The organism is Halomonas sp. AOP30-A1-24, from assembly GCF_052378165.1.
Taxonomy (GTDB): domain Bacteria; phylum Pseudomonadota; class Gammaproteobacteria; order Pseudomonadales; family Halomonadaceae; genus Vreelandella; species Vreelandella citrativorans.
The window spans coordinates 106,870-122,892 of the sequence record NZ_JBQSXL010000011.1 but is presented as its reverse complement, the minus strand read 5'-3'; the positions used below and the strand labels follow the sequence as shown (position 1 = coordinate 122,892).

16 protein-coding genes and 1 pseudogene are annotated in these 16,023 nt (G+C 56.8%); 8 read left to right on the top strand and 9 right to left on the bottom strand.

Annotated features, from left to right (window positions below; translation table 11 throughout):
• The 6 genes from ureA to ureG all read left to right on the top strand — a co-directional run.
• Nucleotides 1-212 (top strand): urease subunit gamma (gene ureA / locus ACT3TJ_RS08545; RefSeq protein WP_444625962.1); only part of this gene is annotated, 212 nt, incomplete at its 5' end.
• Between the two features lie 80 nt (nucleotides 213-292).
• Entirely contained in the window at nucleotides 293-613 is a 321-nt protein-coding gene (locus tag ACT3TJ_RS08540) for an urease subunit beta (protein WP_087110727.1), read from the top strand.
• Nucleotides 610-2,325, top strand: coding sequence for an urease subunit alpha (ureC, locus tag ACT3TJ_RS08535; protein WP_192527747.1), 1,716 nt, complete (start codon nucleotides 610-612; stop codon nucleotides 2,323-2,325). Before ACT3TJ_RS08540 ends, ureC begins: the two co-directional genes overlap by 4 nt.
• 401 nt (nucleotides 2,326-2,726) lie before the next feature.
• Nucleotides 2,727-3,257, top strand: a complete 531-nt coding sequence (gene ureE / locus ACT3TJ_RS08530) for an urease accessory protein UreE (RefSeq protein WP_193053391.1) — start codon at nucleotides 2,727-2,729, stop codon at nucleotides 3,255-3,257.
• The gene (locus ACT3TJ_RS08525) at nucleotides 3,247-3,957 is read left to right on the top strand and encodes an urease accessory protein UreF (RefSeq protein ID WP_087110732.1); all 711 of its coding nucleotides are present in this window, start codon (nucleotides 3,247-3,249) and stop codon (nucleotides 3,955-3,957) included. Before ureE ends, ACT3TJ_RS08525 begins: the two co-directional genes overlap by 11 nt.
• 12 nt (nucleotides 3,958-3,969) lie before the next feature.
• Nucleotides 3,970-4,602 (top strand): urease accessory protein UreG, encoded by a 633-nt coding sequence (gene ureG / locus ACT3TJ_RS08520; protein WP_087110734.1) that lies wholly within the window; start codon nucleotides 3,970-3,972, stop codon nucleotides 4,600-4,602.
• A 416-nt stretch (nucleotides 4,603-5,018) separates the two neighbouring features.
• Here ureG and ACT3TJ_RS08515 read toward each other — a convergent pair whose 3' ends face one another.
• From ACT3TJ_RS08515 to ACT3TJ_RS08495, 5 genes are read right to left on the bottom strand one after another with little or no spacing between them, the layout of a single operon-like run.
• On the bottom strand, nucleotides 5,019-5,267 hold the full coding sequence (locus ACT3TJ_RS08515; protein WP_087110736.1) for a formate dehydrogenase subunit delta: 249 nt from the start codon (nucleotides 5,265-5,267) through the stop codon (nucleotides 5,019-5,021).
• A gap of 28 nt (nucleotides 5,268-5,295) precedes the next feature.
• Nucleotides 5,296-6,135, bottom strand: coding sequence for a formate dehydrogenase accessory sulfurtransferase FdhD (fdhD, locus tag ACT3TJ_RS08510; RefSeq protein ID WP_087110738.1), 840 nt, complete (start codon nucleotides 6,133-6,135; stop codon nucleotides 5,296-5,298).
• On the bottom strand, nucleotides 6,132-9,014 hold the full coding sequence (gene fdhF, locus ACT3TJ_RS08505) for a formate dehydrogenase subunit alpha (protein WP_087110740.1): 2,883 nt from the start codon (nucleotides 9,012-9,014) through the stop codon (nucleotides 6,132-6,134). Before fdhF ends, fdhD begins: the two co-directional genes overlap by 4 nt.
• Complete coding sequence (locus tag ACT3TJ_RS08500; RefSeq protein WP_087110742.1) at nucleotides 9,011-10,567, bottom strand: formate dehydrogenase beta subunit; 1,557 nt, start codon at nucleotides 10,565-10,567, stop codon at nucleotides 9,011-9,013. The genes fdhF and ACT3TJ_RS08500 overlap by 4 nt, the downstream gene beginning before the upstream one ends.
• Complete coding sequence (locus ACT3TJ_RS08495; protein ID WP_087110744.1) at nucleotides 10,564-11,058, bottom strand: formate dehydrogenase subunit gamma; 495 nt, start codon at nucleotides 11,056-11,058, stop codon at nucleotides 10,564-10,566. Before ACT3TJ_RS08495 ends, ACT3TJ_RS08500 begins: the two co-directional genes overlap by 4 nt.
• Nucleotides 11,059-11,214: 156 nt before the next feature.
• On the opposite strand from ACT3TJ_RS08495, the gene ACT3TJ_RS08490 reads away from it, so the two are divergent.
• The gene (locus tag ACT3TJ_RS08490) at nucleotides 11,215-12,282 is read left to right on the top strand and encodes a substrate-binding domain-containing protein (protein WP_087111264.1); all 1,068 of its coding nucleotides are present in this window, start codon (nucleotides 11,215-11,217) and stop codon (nucleotides 12,280-12,282) included.
• 150 nt (nucleotides 12,283-12,432) lie between these two features.
• On the opposite strand, the pseudogene ACT3TJ_RS08485 reads toward ACT3TJ_RS08490, so the two are convergent.
• Nucleotides 12,433-12,567 (bottom strand): annotated as a pseudogene (locus tag ACT3TJ_RS08485) (TRAP transporter large permease subunit); the annotation flags it as partial.
• A 232-nt stretch (nucleotides 12,568-12,799) separates the two neighbouring features.
• Between ACT3TJ_RS08485 and ACT3TJ_RS08480 the strand changes: the two are divergent.
• Nucleotides 12,800-13,852 carry a GlxA family transcriptional regulator gene (locus ACT3TJ_RS08480; protein WP_087110747.1) on the top strand — a complete coding sequence of 351 codons (1,053 nt, stop codon included), beginning with the start codon at nucleotides 12,800-12,802 and terminating at the stop codon, nucleotides 13,850-13,852.
• 86 nt (nucleotides 13,853-13,938) lie between these two features.
• Here the strand turns inward: ACT3TJ_RS08480 and ACT3TJ_RS08475 are convergent, their stop codons facing one another.
• The 3 genes from ACT3TJ_RS08475 to ACT3TJ_RS08465 are packed head-to-tail and all read right to left on the bottom strand — an operon-like array spanning nucleotide 13,939 to nucleotide 15,900.
• The gene (locus ACT3TJ_RS08475) at nucleotides 13,939-15,201 is read right to left on the bottom strand and encodes a TRAP transporter large permease (protein ID WP_087110749.1); all 1,263 of its coding nucleotides are present in this window, start codon (nucleotides 15,199-15,201) and stop codon (nucleotides 13,939-13,941) included.
• Nucleotides 15,198-15,725: a TRAP transporter small permease gene (locus tag ACT3TJ_RS08470; protein ID WP_087110751.1), complete on the bottom strand. Its 528-nt coding sequence runs from the start codon at nucleotides 15,723-15,725 to the stop codon at nucleotides 15,198-15,200. Before ACT3TJ_RS08470 ends, ACT3TJ_RS08475 begins: the two co-directional genes overlap by 4 nt.
• A 1-nt stretch (nucleotide 15,726) precedes the next feature.
• Nucleotides 15,727-15,900, bottom strand: coding sequence for a hypothetical protein (locus ACT3TJ_RS08465; RefSeq protein ID WP_176372232.1), 174 nt, complete (start codon nucleotides 15,898-15,900; stop codon nucleotides 15,727-15,729).
• Nucleotides 15,901-16,023: the final 123 nt, after the last annotated feature.

Sequence of the window (16,023 nt, the reverse complement as noted above, 5' to 3'; positions counted from 1 at the left end):
ACTATCCCGAAGCGGTCGCGCTGATCAGTTTCGAGATTATCGAAGGTGCTCGGGACGGTCGCAGTGTGGCGGATTTGATGAGCTACGGGCGCGAGATTCTGAGCCGTGATGACGTGATGGAAGGCGTGGCCGAGATGGTCGACGAAGTCCAGGTCGAAGCCACTTTTCCGGATGGTACCAAGCTCGTGACGGTTCACACGCCTATTGTGTGAGGGGTGAGGAGTGAATGGTTAGGGGTAAGCGGTATTACTCCTCACATCTTACTCCTCACAACAAAACAAGGAGTAAGTAGATGATTCCCGGTGAGTATCAGTTAAAAGAAGATGATATTGAGCTATGCGTGGGGCGTGAGCGCATCACGGTGGACGTGGCGAACACCGGTGACCGGCCGATTCAGCTCGGCTCCCACTACCACTTTGCTGAGGCCAATCCCGCGCTGGTGTTTGATCGCGACAAGACCCGCGGTTTTCGCCTCGATGTGGCCGCAGGCACAGCAATCCGCTTTGAACCTGGCCAGACCCGTGAAGTCACGCTGATTCCGTTTGTGGGTAAGCGAGAGATCTACGGCTTTCGTGGCGAGGTGATGGGACCGCTGGACGGAGATAAACAATGAAACCGGGTAACAAGATTAGTCGGCAGGCCTACGCCGATATGTACGGCCCCACGGTAGGCGACCGGGTGCGCCTGGGCGATACCGAGCTGTGGATTGAGGTCGAAAAAGACGCCACCCACTATGGCGACGAGGTCAAATTCGGCGGCGGCAAGGTGATCCGCGATGGCATGGGTCAGAGCCAACGTAACGATGAAACCGTCATGGACACCGTCATCACTAACGCGCTGATTCTCGATTGGTGGGGCATCGTCAAAGCCGATGTGGGGCTACAGAACGGACGTATTGCTGCGATTGGCAAAGCGGGCAACCCAGACGTGCAGCCCGATGTGGATATCGTGATTGGCCCCGGTACGGAAATTATCTCGGGCGAAGGCAAGATCCTGACCGCGGGCGGCATCGACGCGCATATCCACTTTATCTGCCCCCAGCAGGTAGACGAAGCGCTGATGAGCGGTGTCACTACCATGCTGGGCGGCGGCACCGGCCCGGCCACCGGGTCGAATGCCACCACCTGTACGCCGGGCGCGTGGCACATTGGCAAAATGCTTCAGGCGGTGGATGACCTGCCCATGAATATCGGCCTGCTGGGTAAAGGTAATGCCAGCCTGCCGGAAGCCTTGGAGGCCCAGCTGGAAGCGGGCGCCATGGGCCTCAAGCTTCACGAAGACTGGGGCACAACGCCCGCATCAATTGATACCTGCCTGAGCGTGGCCGAGCGCTATGACGTGCAGATCGCCATTCACACCGATACGCTTAACGAATCGGGCTTTGTGGAAGATACTTTGGCGGCGTTTAAAGAGCGTGGCATTCACACCTACCACACTGAAGGCGCGGGCGGCGGACACGCGCCGGATATCCTCACTGCGTGTTCCAAAGAGTACGTACTGCCGTCATCGACTAACCCCACGCGGCCCTACACGGTGAACACCATTGATGAGCATCTGGATATGCTCATGGTTTGCCACCACCTGGACCCCAACATTCCCGAAGACGTGGCGTTTGCCGACTCACGCATTCGCCGTGAAACCATTGCTGCCGAAGATATCCTGCACGATTTGGGCGTGATCTCAATGATCGCCTCCGACTCTCAAGCCATGGGGCGGGTAGGCGAGGTGGTCTGCCGCACATGGCAAACCGCGCACAAAATGAAAGTACAGCGTGGCTTGCTGCCTGAAGATGAAGCGCTTGGTGCCGATAATCTGCGTGCCAAGCGCTATATCGCCAAGTACACCATCAACCCGGCGATCACCCACGGTATCGCTCACGAGGTGGGCTCTATTGAGGTAGGCAAGCTTGCCGATCTGGTGCTCTGGAAACCGGCTTTCTTCGGCGTTAAGCCGTCGCTGATTTTAAAAGGCGGCATGATCGCGGCAGCACCCATGGGCGACCCTAACGCTTCAATCCCCACGCCCCAGCCGGTTCATTATCGACGCATGTTCGGCGCTTTTGGCCGCGCGGCCAGCCAGACCCGGCTCAATTTTGTCAGCCAGGCGGCGATTGATGCAGGCCTCAAGGAGCGCTTGGGGCTTCAGAGCACGCTTGCCGCGTGCAAGAACGTACGCGGGGTGCGTAAGAAGGATATGAAGCTCAACGATGCCTGCCCCGAGCTGACCGTGGATCCGCAGACTTATGAAGTGCGCTGCGATGGCGAGCTGTTAACCTGCGAGCCCGCCACAGAGCTGCCGTTGGCTCAGCGTTATCATTTGTTCTAGATGCAACCCCGGCAGCGCTGCGCACTGCATCGCTAGCTGAAGCTACTCCTACAGGGGGGCATGCACTTTAACCGGTAGGAGCTGAGTTCCACTCGGCGATGGCGGCGCAGCCGCCCTTGGGTGACGGGGCGCGGTGCATGGTGTTAGCCACCAGCCTTGGCAGCGCTGCGCACTGCATCGCTAGCTGAAGCTACTCCTACAGGGGATGCATGCACTTTAACCGGTAGGAGCTGAGTTCACTCGGCGATGGCGGCGCAGCCGCCCTTGGTTGGCATGGCGCGGTACATGGTGTTAGCCACCAACCCGGCAGCGCTGCGCACTGCATCGCTAGCTGGAGCTGCTCCTGCAGGGCGTAGGCTGATTGGAAAGGTTCAATGTATTGGGCGATTAAGAGGTTAATGATGCTGAAACTGATAGAACGTTTAGGCCCGGTGGATGAAAGCGCAGCCAGCGATACGCTCACACTTCCCTTTGAACTGCGCATCCGTGGGCGCCTAAAAGCCGAAAGCGACAATGGCCAGGCGCTGGGGCTATTTTTAGACCGTGGCCCCGTACTGCGCAGTGGTGAAGGGTTAAAAGCGGAAAGCGGCGAGGTCATTCGCGTATGCGCCGCCATTGAACCGGTAGTGACCGCACGAGTAAGTGCTGGCTTACCCCTGGCGCGGTTGGCCTACCACTTGGGCAACCGTCATGTGCAGTTGGCGCTGGGCGAAGACGAGCGCGGCGGCTGGGTACGCTTTCCGCCCGATCACGTGCTGGAGGAGCTGGCTGAACTGCTGGGCGCAACGCTTGAACGTCACGCGGCCACGTTTGATCCAGAGCCGGGCGCCTATAACCAGGTGGGTGGACATGGTCATTCACACAGGCACTCGCATGCTCACGACCACGACCACGACCACGACCACGACCACAGCCATCACCATGCCCACTGAATCCGCAGCGTTGGGCAGCCAGCCTGATCTAGCCCTGCTCGGGCTGATGCAGCTAGTCAGCCCGGCACTGCCCATCGGGGCCTTTGCGTTTTCTCAAGGGCTGGAAAGTGCCTTTGAACTTGGCTGGGTTCACGATGAGCAGACGTTGGCCGAGTGGCTTTCCGGCGTGCTGGAAGATGGCCTGACCCGCTGTGAACTACCGGTAATTGTCCGCTTATATACGGCGTTTACGCAGCACGACAGCGCGGCGATTGCCCAGTGGGATGGTTGGCTGAGTGCCACGCGGGAAACCGCCGAGCTTGCCGCTGAAGACAGTCGCTTGGGAGCCTCTCTCAAGCGGCTGTTGGGTAGCCTTGGCCTGCTACCCAGTGAGGGCTTACTACCGTCCTTGTTACCGGTTCAGCCGGGCTATGTCACGCTGTTTGCGTTTACCGCCCATGCGCGAGGCGTAAGCATTCGTCAGGCGCTGATCGGGTTTGCCTGGGCATGGCTTGAAAACCAGCTGGCGGTGGCCTGTAAAGCGCTACCTCTTGGGCATACGGCCGCTCAGCGGATTATCGAACAGCTGCGATCGCCGCTGGTTAGCGCGGTAGATGAAGCATTAACGCTCGACGATCACGACCTTGGCCCCATATTGCCGGGGCTGGCGCTAGCCAGTGCCCTACACGAAACTCAATATTCACGCCTATTTAGAAGTTAGGAGATACTTACCATGACTCACTGTTTACGTATTGGTGTGGGCGGCCCCGTTGGTTCGGGTAAAACGGCGCTACTCAAGCAGCTCTGTCTGGCGCTGCGCGACTATTACGATATCGCGGTGGTGACGAACGATATTTATACCCGCGAAGACGCTGACTTTCTGCTTAAGCATGACGCCTTGGCCGCTGATCGCATTCTGGGCGTCGAAACCGGGGGGTGTCCGCATACGGCGATTCGTGAAGACGCCTCGATGAACCTGGCGGCTATCGATGAATTACAGGCGCGCCATCCTAAGCTTGAGCTGGTATTGGTAGAGTCTGGGGGAGATAACCTTTCTGCGACGTTTAGTCCCGAGCTTTCTGACCTCACGCTTTATGTGATTGATGTCTCGGCGGGAGACAAAATTCCGCGTAAGGGTGGGCCGGGGATTACCAAGTCGGATCTACTAATTATCAACAAGATCGATATCGCCGAGCAGGTGCACGCGTCGTTAGAGGTAATGGAGCGTGATTCAAAGAAAATGCGCGGCGAGCGGCCCTTTGTATTTACCAACCTTTACGATGGCGTAGGGCTTGAAGAGATTGTTCGCTTTATTCTTGATAAAGGAATGCTGGATGAGCGGCGCCCTCAGGCAGCGCTGGCGTAGTGGTTGAAACGCTGTCTTTGAACGTTCGCTGTTGAAAATCCGCTGCGGGACAGCCGCTATTGAGACATGGCTGCCAAAGTAACGTGACGTTAAAAAGTAAAATGCAGTGCAATAAAAAGCTGCCATGACCAGGCGGTACAAGGTCATGGCAGCTAAACTGTAGGTCGGCATCTTTGCCAAAAACGGGCCATCCTTGGCCACCACATCCACACAGTGCACCTTATGCTCGGTAAACACCTTAACTTGGGTTATGGAAACAGGTTTATATTCTAAAATAGCAACTAGTAGACTCGAAATGTCCGATTTTTAACGGAAATAATGATTTTTATTAACTTTTGCTAAAACCATTGAGCTTCTCGTGTAAGTCGCTGTGGCAAGACTAAAAGCTAATGTTATTGAGCTTTTATTGTGATGTGCTAACGAGAGACTTGCTGTTCTGATAGCCGGGTAGCCAGCAGTGTTGCAGCGCGGCGTGCCAAGGGGGAAAACTCCACGCTCTCAAGTGCCAGGCTGGCAACAAGGCGCTGCTTCATTGAGCGTGCCCAAAAGGTTTCCAGGTGACGGCAGATAGCCGCTGCTGCTGCCTCTTCATCACGACCGCTGCCCAGGTTGGTGGCGATCTGGTTAGTCATACGGACCAAATTGGCATCGTTGTTGTTTGACATAGGGTCTCTCCTCAACGCGGTAAAGGGCTCAGCCCTTGGCAGTGACAGGGCGGTGATAAATTACATGACGGCCTGGGCGTGCAAAACCGGCTAACAGAAGACCTGCTGCCTGCGCCTGTTCAACGGCCAGGGCGGTAGCTGCCGAGACGGCAACCAGCGCGCCGATCCCCACGCTTGCGCACTTGTGTACCATTTCATAGCTGGCTCGGCTGGAAACTAGTACAAAGCCCTCCTGGAGTGGTACGTCATCGCGTGCCAGCGAACCGATCAGTTTATCCAGTGCGTTGTGACGACCCACGTCTTCACGCACTCTTTGTATACGCCCCTGCAGATCACACCAGGCCGCGCCATGCACGGCGCCTGTTGCTTCCTTTAGAGGCTGATGGTCATCTAGCGTACAAAGCGCATGCTGAATGGCTGTGTCGTCAAGGTGTGGTGCACTCACCGTAGGGATGGGCCGAATGGCCTGCTCCAGGGCTTCTGTACCGCACAGCCCACAGCCGGTACGCCCGGTTGTGCTACGGCGGCGTTGTTTAAGCTCGGCCAGCCGCTGGCTGGCAATGCTTAGGTGAACCGCCAGGCCTTGAGCCTCTTCATGAAGCTCAAGGTCGTAGCACTCGTGAGAGTGGGCCAGGATGCCTTCAGAAAGACTGAACCCCAGGGCCAGATCTTCAAGATGCGAAGGACTTGCCATCATGACCGCATGGGAAATGCCGTTGTAGACCATCGCTACCGGCACTTCTAGCGCTAGCGCGTCCTCCTGCACAGTAGCGCGCCAATTGGCCGCGCTACTGTGGACTTCAACCGACTGGCGCGCCAAGGCGTCAGCCGGTTGCGCGGGTGCGTCGCGTTCACGCACTGCACTCATGACGCCTCCTGCTGCGCCTTGGCCAAGTGGCCACGCTGGGCCTTGTCAAAGGAGGAGAAACGCTGCTGCCAAGCGGAGGGCTGGCTGACTTTTTCTACTTGCACGGCGGTAACCTTGTATTCGGGGCAGTTGGTGGCCCAGTCCGAATTATCGGTAGTAATCACGTTGGCGCCACTACCGGGATGATGGAACGTAGTGTAGACCACCCCCGGCTGCATTCGCTCGCTCAGCCGCGCACGGAGCACCGTATGGCCTGATCGGCTGGTAATGCCGAGCCAGTCGCCGTCGCGCACGCCACGTAGCTCGGCGTCGCTTGGGTGCAACTCTAATATGTCCTCATCGTGCCAGTGTTGGTTGTCGGTGCGACGGGTTTGGGCACCCACGTTGTATTGGCTAAGAATCCGCCCGGTGGTGAGCAGCAGTGGGAAGCGGCGGGTGGCGCGCTCCTCGGTGGGCACGTATTCGGTAATCGCAAAGCGCCCGAGGCCAATGGGGAAGTTGATTTCGTGCATGGTCGGCATTCCCTCAGGATACTCGGCATTACACGGCCACTGTAGGCTGCCATAGACTTCCAGCTTTTCGTAGCTCACCCCGGCAAAGCTCGGCGTTAGTTGAGCGATCTCGTCCATGATTTCAGAAGGATGCGCGTAGCGCATCGGGTAGCCCAGCGCGTTGGCCAGGTCCTGGGTGATTTCCCAATCCTGCTTACCGGCTAGCGGTGGCATGACCTTGCGTACTCGGTTGATACGTCGTTCGGCGTTGGTGAAGGTGCCGTTCTTCTCCAAAAAGCTGGAACCCGGTAGAAGTACATGGGCGAATTTGGCCGTCTCGTTCAAGAAGATATCCTGAACAATCAGGCAGTCCAGCGAACGCAGCGCAGCCTCAACGTGCTGCGTGTTGGGGTCAGACTGGGCGATATCTTCGCCCTGCACGTAAAGCGCCTTGAAAGTTCCTTCGATGGCGGCATCGAACATGTTGGGAATGCGCAGCCCCGGTTCATCGTCGAGCTTGACGCCCCAGACGCTTTCAAAGCGGCCACGGGCAATCGGGTCGGCCACGTGCTGGTAGCCCGGCAGCTCATGCGGGAAGGAGCCCATATCGCAGGAGCCTTGCACGTTATTCTGGCCGCGCAGCGGGTTCACGCCCACGCCTTCACGGCCAATATTGCCGGTGGCCAGGGCCAGGTTGGCAATTCCCATCACCATAGTGGAGCCTTGGCTGTGCTCGGTCACGCCCAAGCCGTAGTAAATGGCGCCGTTGCCAGCAGTGGCGTAAGTGCGCGCTGCCTGTCGCACAGCCTCGGCGGGCACGCTGGTAATCGCTTCGCTGGCTTCCGGAGAGTGGCGCGGGTCGGCGATAAACGTGCGCCAGCTTTGGTACGCTTCGGTGTCGCAGCGGCTAGCCACGAACGCCTTGTCTTCAAGACCTTCAGTGACCACCACATGCCCAAGCGCGTTGATCAGCGCGACGTTGGTACCAGGGCGCAGCGGCAAATGCTGGGCGTCGCTCAGGTGAGGCGTTTTGAGCAGATCGATAGAGCGTGGGTCAGCGACGATTAGCTTCGCGCCCTGTCGCAGGCGCTTGCGCATCAACGAGCCAAATACCGGGTGGGCATCGGTGGGGTTGGCGCCAATCACGATAATCGCGTCGGCTTTCATTACCGAGTCAAAGGTCTGGGTGCCGGCAGATTCGCCCAGCGTGGTTTTCAGGCCGTAGCCGGTGGGCGAGTGGCAGACCCGTGCACAGGTGTCGGTATTATTATTGCCAAACGCTGCGCGAATCAGCTTCTGCACCAGGTAGGTCTCTTCGTTGGTGCAGCGCGATGAGGTGATACCACCAATGCTCTCGCGGCCATGCTCGGCCTGAATCGCTTTTAGGCGATTAGCGGCAAACCCAATGGCTTCTTCCCAGCTGGCCTCGCGCCAGGGCTGGTCGATGCTGTCGCGGATCATCGGCGTGGTCAGGCGGTCGGGGTGAGAGGAGTAGCCGAACGCAAAGCGCCCCTTCACACACGAGTGGCCGTGGTTAGCGTCGCCGCCCTTGTAGGGCACCATGCGCACCAGCTTGTCACCTTTCATTTGCGCTTCAAACGAGCAGCCCACACCACAATAGGCGCAGGTCGTGACTACGCTGCGGTCCGGCACGCCGTGATCAATGACGCTGTTTTCCATCAGCGTGGCGGTCGGGCAGGCCTGTACACAGGCGCCACACGAAACGCAGTCTGAATCCATAAACGCTTCGTCTTGCCCCGCGGCCACTTTGGAATCAAACCCGCGACCGTCGATGGTCAAGGCGAAGGTGCCCTGCACTTCCTCGCAGGCGCGCACGCAGCGGGAGCAGACGATGCACTTGCTGGGGTCGAAGCTGAAGTAGGGGTTGGAGGTATCTTTGGTGGCCTGAAGATGGTTCTCACCGTCAAACCCATAGCGTACTTCGCGAAGACCAACGCTGCCCGCCATGTCTTGTAGCTCGCAGTCGCCATTGGCCGGGCAGGTCAAACAGTCCAGCGGATGGTCGGAGATGTACAGCTCCATCACGTTGCGGCGCAGTTTGGCGAGTCGCTCGTTCTGGGTGGTCACCTGCATGCCTTCCACCACGGGGGTGGTGCAGGAGGCTGGCAGCCCACGGCGGCCCTCTACCTGTACGGCGCATAACCGGCAAGAGCCGAACGGCTCCAGGCTGTCGGTGGCACATAATTTGGGAATATTAATATCGGCCAGCGCCGCTGCACGCAGTACCGAAGTGCCTTCCGGCACCGTGATGGTAATACCATCAATTTCCAGGTTCACCAGCGCCGTACCCGTTGGGAAAGGCGTGCCCAGGTCTTTATCGTGGGCGGCGCTTCTGGCGTACTGTTTGGGGTCAAAGTGTCCGATCATGATCTGTCTCCGTTCGCGGCCCGCTGAAAATCGTCAGGGAAGTGGTTCAGGGCGCTTTGCACTGGGAAGGGGGTCATGCCCCCCATGGCACAGAGCGAACCATCCACCATCGTTTCGCAGAGGTCATGGAGCAGGGCGAGGTTGGCCTCGCGGTTTTGGTCGGCGCGGATACGATCAATCACTTCCACGCCACGGGTTGAGCCGATACGGCATGGCGTACACTTGCCGCAGGACTCCACCTTGCAGAATTCCATCGAGAAGCGCGCTTGTTCGGCCATATCCACGCTCTCATCAAACATCACCACACCGCCGTGACCTAGCACCGCGCTCTCGGCGGCAAAGGCTTCGTAGTCCAGCGGTAAGTCCCATTGGGATTCCGGCAGGTAGGCGCCCAGCGGGCCTCCCACCTGCACAGCACGCAGCGGTTTGTCACTTAACGTGCCGCCACCGAACTCCTCCATCAGGGTGCGCAGCGTGGTACCGAAGGCTAGCTCTACTAGCCCGCCACGTTTGACGTTGCCCGCCAGTTGAAGCGCCAGAGTGCCCCGGGAGCGGCCCATGCCGTGGGTGGCGTAGGCCTCGGCGCCTTCGGCAAGAATAAACGGCACTGCTGCCAACGAAAGCACGTTGTTAACCACGGTAGGAAGGCCGAATAGTCCTTCAATAGCGGGCAGCGGCGGCTTGAAGCGTACCAGGCCGCGCTTGCCTTCCAGGCTTTCGAGCAGCGAGGTTTCTTCACCACAAATGTATGCCCCAGCGCCCAAGCGCACTTCCAAATGAAAAACGCGGCCACTGCCACACAGATTCTCACCCAGATAACCGGCCTGTTCGGCATGGGCGATGGCCTCGTCAAGAATCTCCTTGGCCAGCGGGTATTCTGAGCGTAGGTAGATGTATCCTTGGGTTGCGCCTACCGCAAGCCCGGCAATCGTCATGCCCTCAATCAGCAGGTAGGGGTCGCACTCCATCACCAACCGGTCGGCGAAGGTACCGGAGTCGCCTTCATCAGCGTTGCAGACGATATACTTTTGATCGGCCGGTGTGTCCAGCACCGTCTGCCACTTGATGCCAGTAGGAAACGCCGCCCCACCGCGCCCGCGCAGCCCTGAGGCTTTTACTTCCTCAACAATGTCCGGTGGCGCGCTTTGCAGCGCTGCCTCCAGGCCGCGAAACCCACTATGCGCCCGGTAATCTTCAATCGAGAGTGGGTCGGTAATACCAATGCGGGCGAACGTCAGGCGCTGCTGGCGAGCGAGGTAATCGATCTCTTCGGTTGGCCCCAGGGCCAATGAATGGGTGACGCTGCCCTGCAGCATGCCGCTGTCCAGCAGCGCGGGGATATCGGCAAGTGCCACCGGGCCATAGGCAAAGCGGCCGGTGGGTGTTTCCACCTCAACCAGCGGCTCAAGCCAGGCCAGCCCGCGTGAGCCGTTGCGCACCAGCGTAATGGATTCACCACGGGCAGCGGCTTCTCGTGCCAGCCGGTTGGCGATGGCATCGGCGCCCAGCGCCAGCGCGGTGGTATCTCGGGGTACGAAAACACGAATGCTCATGCGATTACCTCCAGCGGCCTGGTTTGCAGCTCATCCAATAATGCATCGAAAGCTTCAGGCGTTACCCGACCGCGCACGCCATTATCCACGCGAACGGAGGGGCCACAGGCGCAGTTGCCCAGACAGTAAACGGCCTCAAGGGTGATGTCGCGGTCGCTGGTGGTCTGGTGGTAATCGATGCCCAGGCGCGCTTTGGCGTGAGCCTCAAGCTGGCGCGCGCCGACGGCCTGGCATGCCTCGGCGCGACAGATCTGCACCACGTGGCGACCCGGCGGTGCGGTCCGAAAGTGGTGATAAAAGCTAATGACCCCGTGTACTTCAGCGCTGGTCAGCTGTAATGACTCGGCGATGAGAGGCACGGCATCCGGAGGAATAAAGCCGAAGCGGTCCTGGAGGGCATGAAGAATCGGCAGCAACGCGCCTGGTTTGTGGCGTAGCGCATTGATCTCGGCCTGAATCGACTGCGACGACCATTCTCGAGACTCATTCATCATGTCTCTCCTGGTGCTGATTTATTATTTAGTAAACATGCACAGCTCTGCCTATTTTAAGCGATGTGTTAAAAAGAGCGTGCACCACGGTCAGTGCAACGCTAGCATCAACGCTATAAGTACAAAATATGAAAGATTATGCCTATGAAAAAAGCCATGCAAAAAATCAGCGTTATCCCCTCTTGGTGCTTTCGCGATGAGGAGGGTAATCAGCTTGATATACATCTACTTCGCTTGCTTGAAGCGGTTTATCGGCGGGGAAAACTCACGCTCGCCGCAAGCGATGTCGGCATCTCGTATCGCCATGCTTGGAACCTTTTGCGCCAGAGTGGGGAGTTCTTTGGCGTACCGCTGGTAGAGATGCAGCGTGGGCGCGGCGCACGGCTTTCACTGCTAGGTGAAAAGTTGTTGTGGGCCGAGCAGCGTGCGATTGCCCGCCTGGGGCCGCAGCTGGAAAGCCTGGGGTCTGAACTGAACCTGGCGATTCAACAGCAGCAGCAAGGGGCGCTATCGGTGTTGCGGCTGCACGCCAGCCATGGTTTTGCTGTCGAGCTACTTCCCAAATACCTGCACGAAATACCCCTGGACTTACAGTACTGCAGCCCGCAAGAGTCGCTGCCGGCCCTTCATCGGGGCAGTTGCGATGTGGCGGGTTTTCATCTGCCGCGTGGCAAGGTCGGTGAGCGCGTACGCGATACTTACCAAGGGCTTTTAAAGCCGCGTCAGCACCGAGTGATTGGCTTTATCGCTAGGACTCAGGGGCTGATGGTGGCGCCGGGTAATCCGCTTGGTATCACGGGGGTCGCATCGCTGGCTGATAAGTCCGTGCGGTTCGTCAACCGCCAGGCTTCGTCAGGCACGCGCTCGCTGCTGGACTGCCTGTTAAAAGAGGCGGCGGTTTCCAGCAAAAAGATTCGTGGGTTTGAAATAGAGGAGTTTACCCACTCTGCGGTAGCTGCTTACGTCGCCGCTGGCATGGCTGATTGCGGCTTTGGTGTCGAGGCTGCCGCTCAAAAGTTTGGGCTTGATTTTTTACCGCTGGCTATCGAAGACTATCTTTTGGCCTGCCATCACCGTTCGTTAGAAGAACCACGGCTATGTGCCTTTCTGAAGGCATTGCAGGGTGAGCCCTTTCAGGAAGCGGTCAAGCGCTTGCCGGGTTATAGCCCAAGCCAGTGTGGTGAGGTGATGCGGCCCGAGGATGTACTCACGGCAAAGAAATGAGTGCTCTGTTAAACACCAGGAGACAGAAAAGCAGAACTTCGCTTATCCAGCGATCAATAACCCAATCAACGGCCCGCCCTCAACGCAAGAGCGGGCCGTTTGCTCACCCTGGAGCGTTGGATGGAGGAACGTTTAGTAGCTGGTAATCCATAAAATGATGCCAAACCAGATGGGATCAAACCCCAGGCTTGTGATCATGGGAAACGTAATAGGCAGCGTCATTAGCAGTAGTGTTATGCCATCAAAGAAGCAACCCGGTACGATATAAATGATAACAATCATCAGCTGCCAATCGCGGCAAACATGATAGAAGCATGTTTAAAGCACCCTTATTGACGCTTCATGCACAGTTTTATATTCATGAATGGCGATGGGCGACCATAGGATAGCTAACAATTCCTTGCACACTTATCCTGGCCAGCAGTGATGCGATGCCAATTGATTACCTTTCAGGTTATGTTGGTATCTTGAAAACGCCCCCTTTTGCACCGTCGTCGTGGTCAGGTTGAGGGAATATATGAAAGATAAGTTTTGTAGCTTGTTGAAAAATAAAAATATGGCCTATTTACCACCAGAACAAACGCTGGCAGTGCCTGCAAAAGTGAAAACAGTCGTTTTTTTGTTGATGGAAAATTTTTCCATGATGGCATTTACAGGTGCTGTCGATGCGCTGGTAACAACGAATTTGATGAACTCAACGACCACATACAACATAAGGGTTGTCGGTCATGGCAGCGCCGCTGTGCTATCAGACTTGGGGATTGAAATTAACGCGGATGCATCTCTCGCGGATTTTGATCTTTTCAACGAAAAAGTAGATGTATTGATAGTGTGTGGTGGCTTGAGAGTTAAAGCGCAATCCTCAGCGCTTGTGCGTAATAAGCTAAGAAAGGCAGACAGTCACGGCGTTGTATTGGGTGGTTTATGGAATGGCGCCTACTTTCTTGCAGACGCAGGCCTGTTGAGTGGCTATCAGTGCGCGTACCATCCCGACGGACGCGCCATGATGGCTGAGGAGTTTCAAGACGTTACTATCTCTGCTCGAAGCTACGTTGTGGATAGAAAGAGATTAAGCTGCGCGGGCGCGAGCAGCTCCCTAAGTCTCATGCTAGAAGTGGTGAGAGCTGATTGTGGTGACCAGGTAGCCAGTGCGGTTGAGGAAATGCTCGGCTGTGACAAGGAAATAGAACTGCCAGACATTTCAACGATTAACGTTGATCAAAACCATACGTTACCAGAAACACTTAAAACAGCCCTTCAGTTGATGAAAAACAATATTGAAGAGCCGTTATCTATTGTTGAAATAGCCAATTGGGTGGGTATTTCACGGCGCCAGCTAGAGCGATTGTTCTGTCACTATATTGTCGCTAGCCCTTCTCGGTATTACATGGAGTTGCGTTTAACACGGGCGCGGCAGCTATTGCAGCAAACAAATAAACCGATAGCAGAGGTGACCGTAGCAACAGGGTTTGTGAGTATTTCGCACTTTAGAAACTGCTTTTATCAACTGTTTGGCGTGTCCCCTGGCCAGTTTAGAAAGTCGTTTCAAAAGGGTAGCCGTTTCCTGTGACCTTGTGCATGAATGGCGGCGTACTGATAAATACGGGGTTCAAAGGGAGCCGGGCAGGCTCCCTTGAAGAGCATATCTGGACGATATTAAGTTCCCGACCACCCCATGAATATGGGGACATAGACCACTAGCAGCAGCACGCCGATTAGCCCCAGCAGATAAGGCACGATGGCGCGTGTAATACGCTCAAGCGGTAGCTGTGTCACTGAAGATGCAACGTACAGGTTGATCGCCACTGGCGGCGTGATCATGCCTATCGAGAGCCCTACCACGATAATCAGACCGAAGTGGATCGGATCGATACCCAGCTGCAGCACCAGCGGTAGCAGCACCGGCGTTAAGATAATCAGCGCGCTTGCCGTTTCGATAAACACACCGGTCAGCAGGATGACGGCGACCACCAGCAGCATGATAATCAGCGGGTTGGTGGAGAGCGACAACACCGATTGCGCGATAGCACCAGGCACCTGCCAGCTAGATAGCGTCCAACTCAGCACCGCCGACATGGCAATCACTAGCATGATCACTGCAGTGGTGATGGCTGAGCGGATCAGCAGCCGATACACCTGGGGCAGGGTTAAATCACGATAGATGAATAGCGATACCAGTAGCGCATAGTTGACGGCTACCACCGCCGCTTCAGAGGGCGTAAAGATCCCCGTGAAGATACCGCCCAGAATAATCACCGGCGTCATCAAGCCCCAGCTTGCCGCCTTGAACGTGCGCAAGATGGTGGTGATGGACAGCGGTGTCCCCTTGGGGTACTGGCGTTTATAGGCTTGGGTAATAGCAATCGCCATTAATCCCAAACCCATTGCCAAACCAGGTAAAAAACCGCTCAAAAACAGCTTGGATACCGACTGCTGGGCAATCACCGCATAGATAATCATGGGCACCGAGGGCGGAATGACCACGCCAATCGTGCCACTGGCGGCAATCAGGCTGGCCGCCGATGCGGGGTCGTAGCCCTTTCGCTTAAGCTCCGGCACCAGGCTTGAACCGACCGCCGCCGTGGTGGCTGCCCCCGAACCCGAAATAGCGGCAAAGAACATGCCCGCCATGACCGATACGACCGAAAGCCCGCCACGCATAAAGCCCACCAGCGAATCGGCAAAACTCACCAACCGCTCGCTCACCTTGCCCTGGGCCATTAAGTCACCGGCAAGAATGAACATGGGAATCGCCACCAGCGCGAAGGAGTTGATGCCCTGGAACATCTGCTGGGTCACCACCATCAGCGGCACGCCCGACTGATACAGGGCAAACAGAGTGCTTGCGCCAATCGCAAAGGCAATTGGTACGCCCATTAGCATAAACAGGAAGAACAGGCCAAATAGCAGCATGGTCATGGTGTCTGTTCTCCAGTGGGTTGCGAGGGTTTGCCTTCAAGCACCAGTTCAAGCAGATCGACCAACGCATACCAGGCCATGATGGCTGCACTGATCGGCATTACGGCATACACGTACGACATCGGCACGCGCAGCGAGGCGGATTTCTGAAAGCTCTGTACCTGCATGTAGCGATAGCCGATCACTACCAGCGTGATCATAAAAGCGATAACCACCATCACCGCCAGTATTCGCGCTATTTGGCGTAAACGAGCGGGAAGCGCGTCGACGGCAAAGGTAACGGCGATATGATGGCCGCGCTGAAAAGCCAGCGTGCCGGCTAGAAAGGTAATCCAGATGAGCAGAAAACGGGCGACCTCTTCGGTCCAGCCAAAGGCGGTGAAAAACACTCGAGAGACAATTTGCAGCGTAATCACGCCGATCAAGGCCGCCATGCCCGCAAAGACCACTGGCTGGAGAACCGTATCTAGACCGCGCTCTATGCCTCTTAATAGTGCCAATAAAGGTTGAGAGAAAGTGGCCACGTTACAGCAGTGCCTCCTGGATGCGAGGAAGGCGGTTACTGAACTGTTCGCCAAGTAGCTCTTGGTATGCCGCCGCACTTGGGGCGCTGTCATCGCTATTCATTATGCAGGCAATCGCCCGTGTGGCGCGTTTAAGTAAATGGCGGGGCATGTGGGAAGAGGGGACGTTATCCACGTTATCTCCTTGGAATGATCTGTTTTTTTATAGTGTAGAGGGGGAGGGGCTTAATCAGCGCGTCATCTATACCATATTGGTTTTAGCGAACAAATAATTGATTGTAATCCCGCCATTCGTCGT

Bases quoted from the DNA above. Each gene is read 5' to 3' on its own strand.
- ACT3TJ_RS08540 (WP_087110727.1), top strand. From the start codon at position 293: ATGATTCCCGGTGAGTATCAGTTAAAAGAAGATGATATTGAGCTATGC.
- ureC (WP_192527747.1), top strand. From the start codon at position 610: ATGAAACCGGGTAACAAGATTAGTCGGCAGGCCTACGCCGATATGTAC.
- ureE (WP_193053391.1), top strand. From the start codon at position 2,727: ATGCTGAAACTGATAGAACGTTTAGGCCCGGTGGATGAAAGCGCAGCC.
- ACT3TJ_RS08525 (WP_087110732.1), top strand. From the start codon at position 3,247: ATGCCCACTGAATCCGCAGCGTTGGGCAGCCAGCCTGATCTAGCCCTG.
- ureG (WP_087110734.1), top strand. From the start codon at position 3,970: ATGACTCACTGTTTACGTATTGGTGTGGGCGGCCCCGTTGGTTCGGGT.
- ACT3TJ_RS08515 (WP_087110736.1), bottom strand. From the start codon at position 5,267: ATGTCAAACAACAACGATGCCAATTTGGTCCGTATGACTAACCAGATC.
- fdhD (WP_087110738.1), bottom strand. From the start codon at position 6,135: ATGAGTGCAGTGCGTGAACGCGACGCACCCGCGCAACCGGCTGACGCC.
- fdhF (WP_087110740.1), bottom strand. From the start codon at position 9,014: ATGATCGGACACTTTGACCCCAAACAGTACGCCAGAAGCGCCGCCCAC.
- ACT3TJ_RS08500 (WP_087110742.1), bottom strand. From the start codon at position 10,567: ATGAGCATTCGTGTTTTCGTACCCCGAGATACCACCGCGCTGGCGCTG.
- ACT3TJ_RS08495 (WP_087110744.1), bottom strand. From the start codon at position 11,058: ATGAATGAGTCTCGAGAATGGTCGTCGCAGTCGATTCAGGCCGAGATC.
- ACT3TJ_RS08490 (WP_087111264.1), top strand. From the start codon at position 11,215: ATGCAAAAAATCAGCGTTATCCCCTCTTGGTGCTTTCGCGATGAGGAG.
- ACT3TJ_RS08480 (WP_087110747.1), top strand. From the start codon at position 12,800: ATGAAAGATAAGTTTTGTAGCTTGTTGAAAAATAAAAATATGGCCTAT.
- ACT3TJ_RS08475 (WP_087110749.1), bottom strand. From the start codon at position 15,201: ATGACCATGCTGCTATTTGGCCTGTTCTTCCTGTTTATGCTAATGGGC.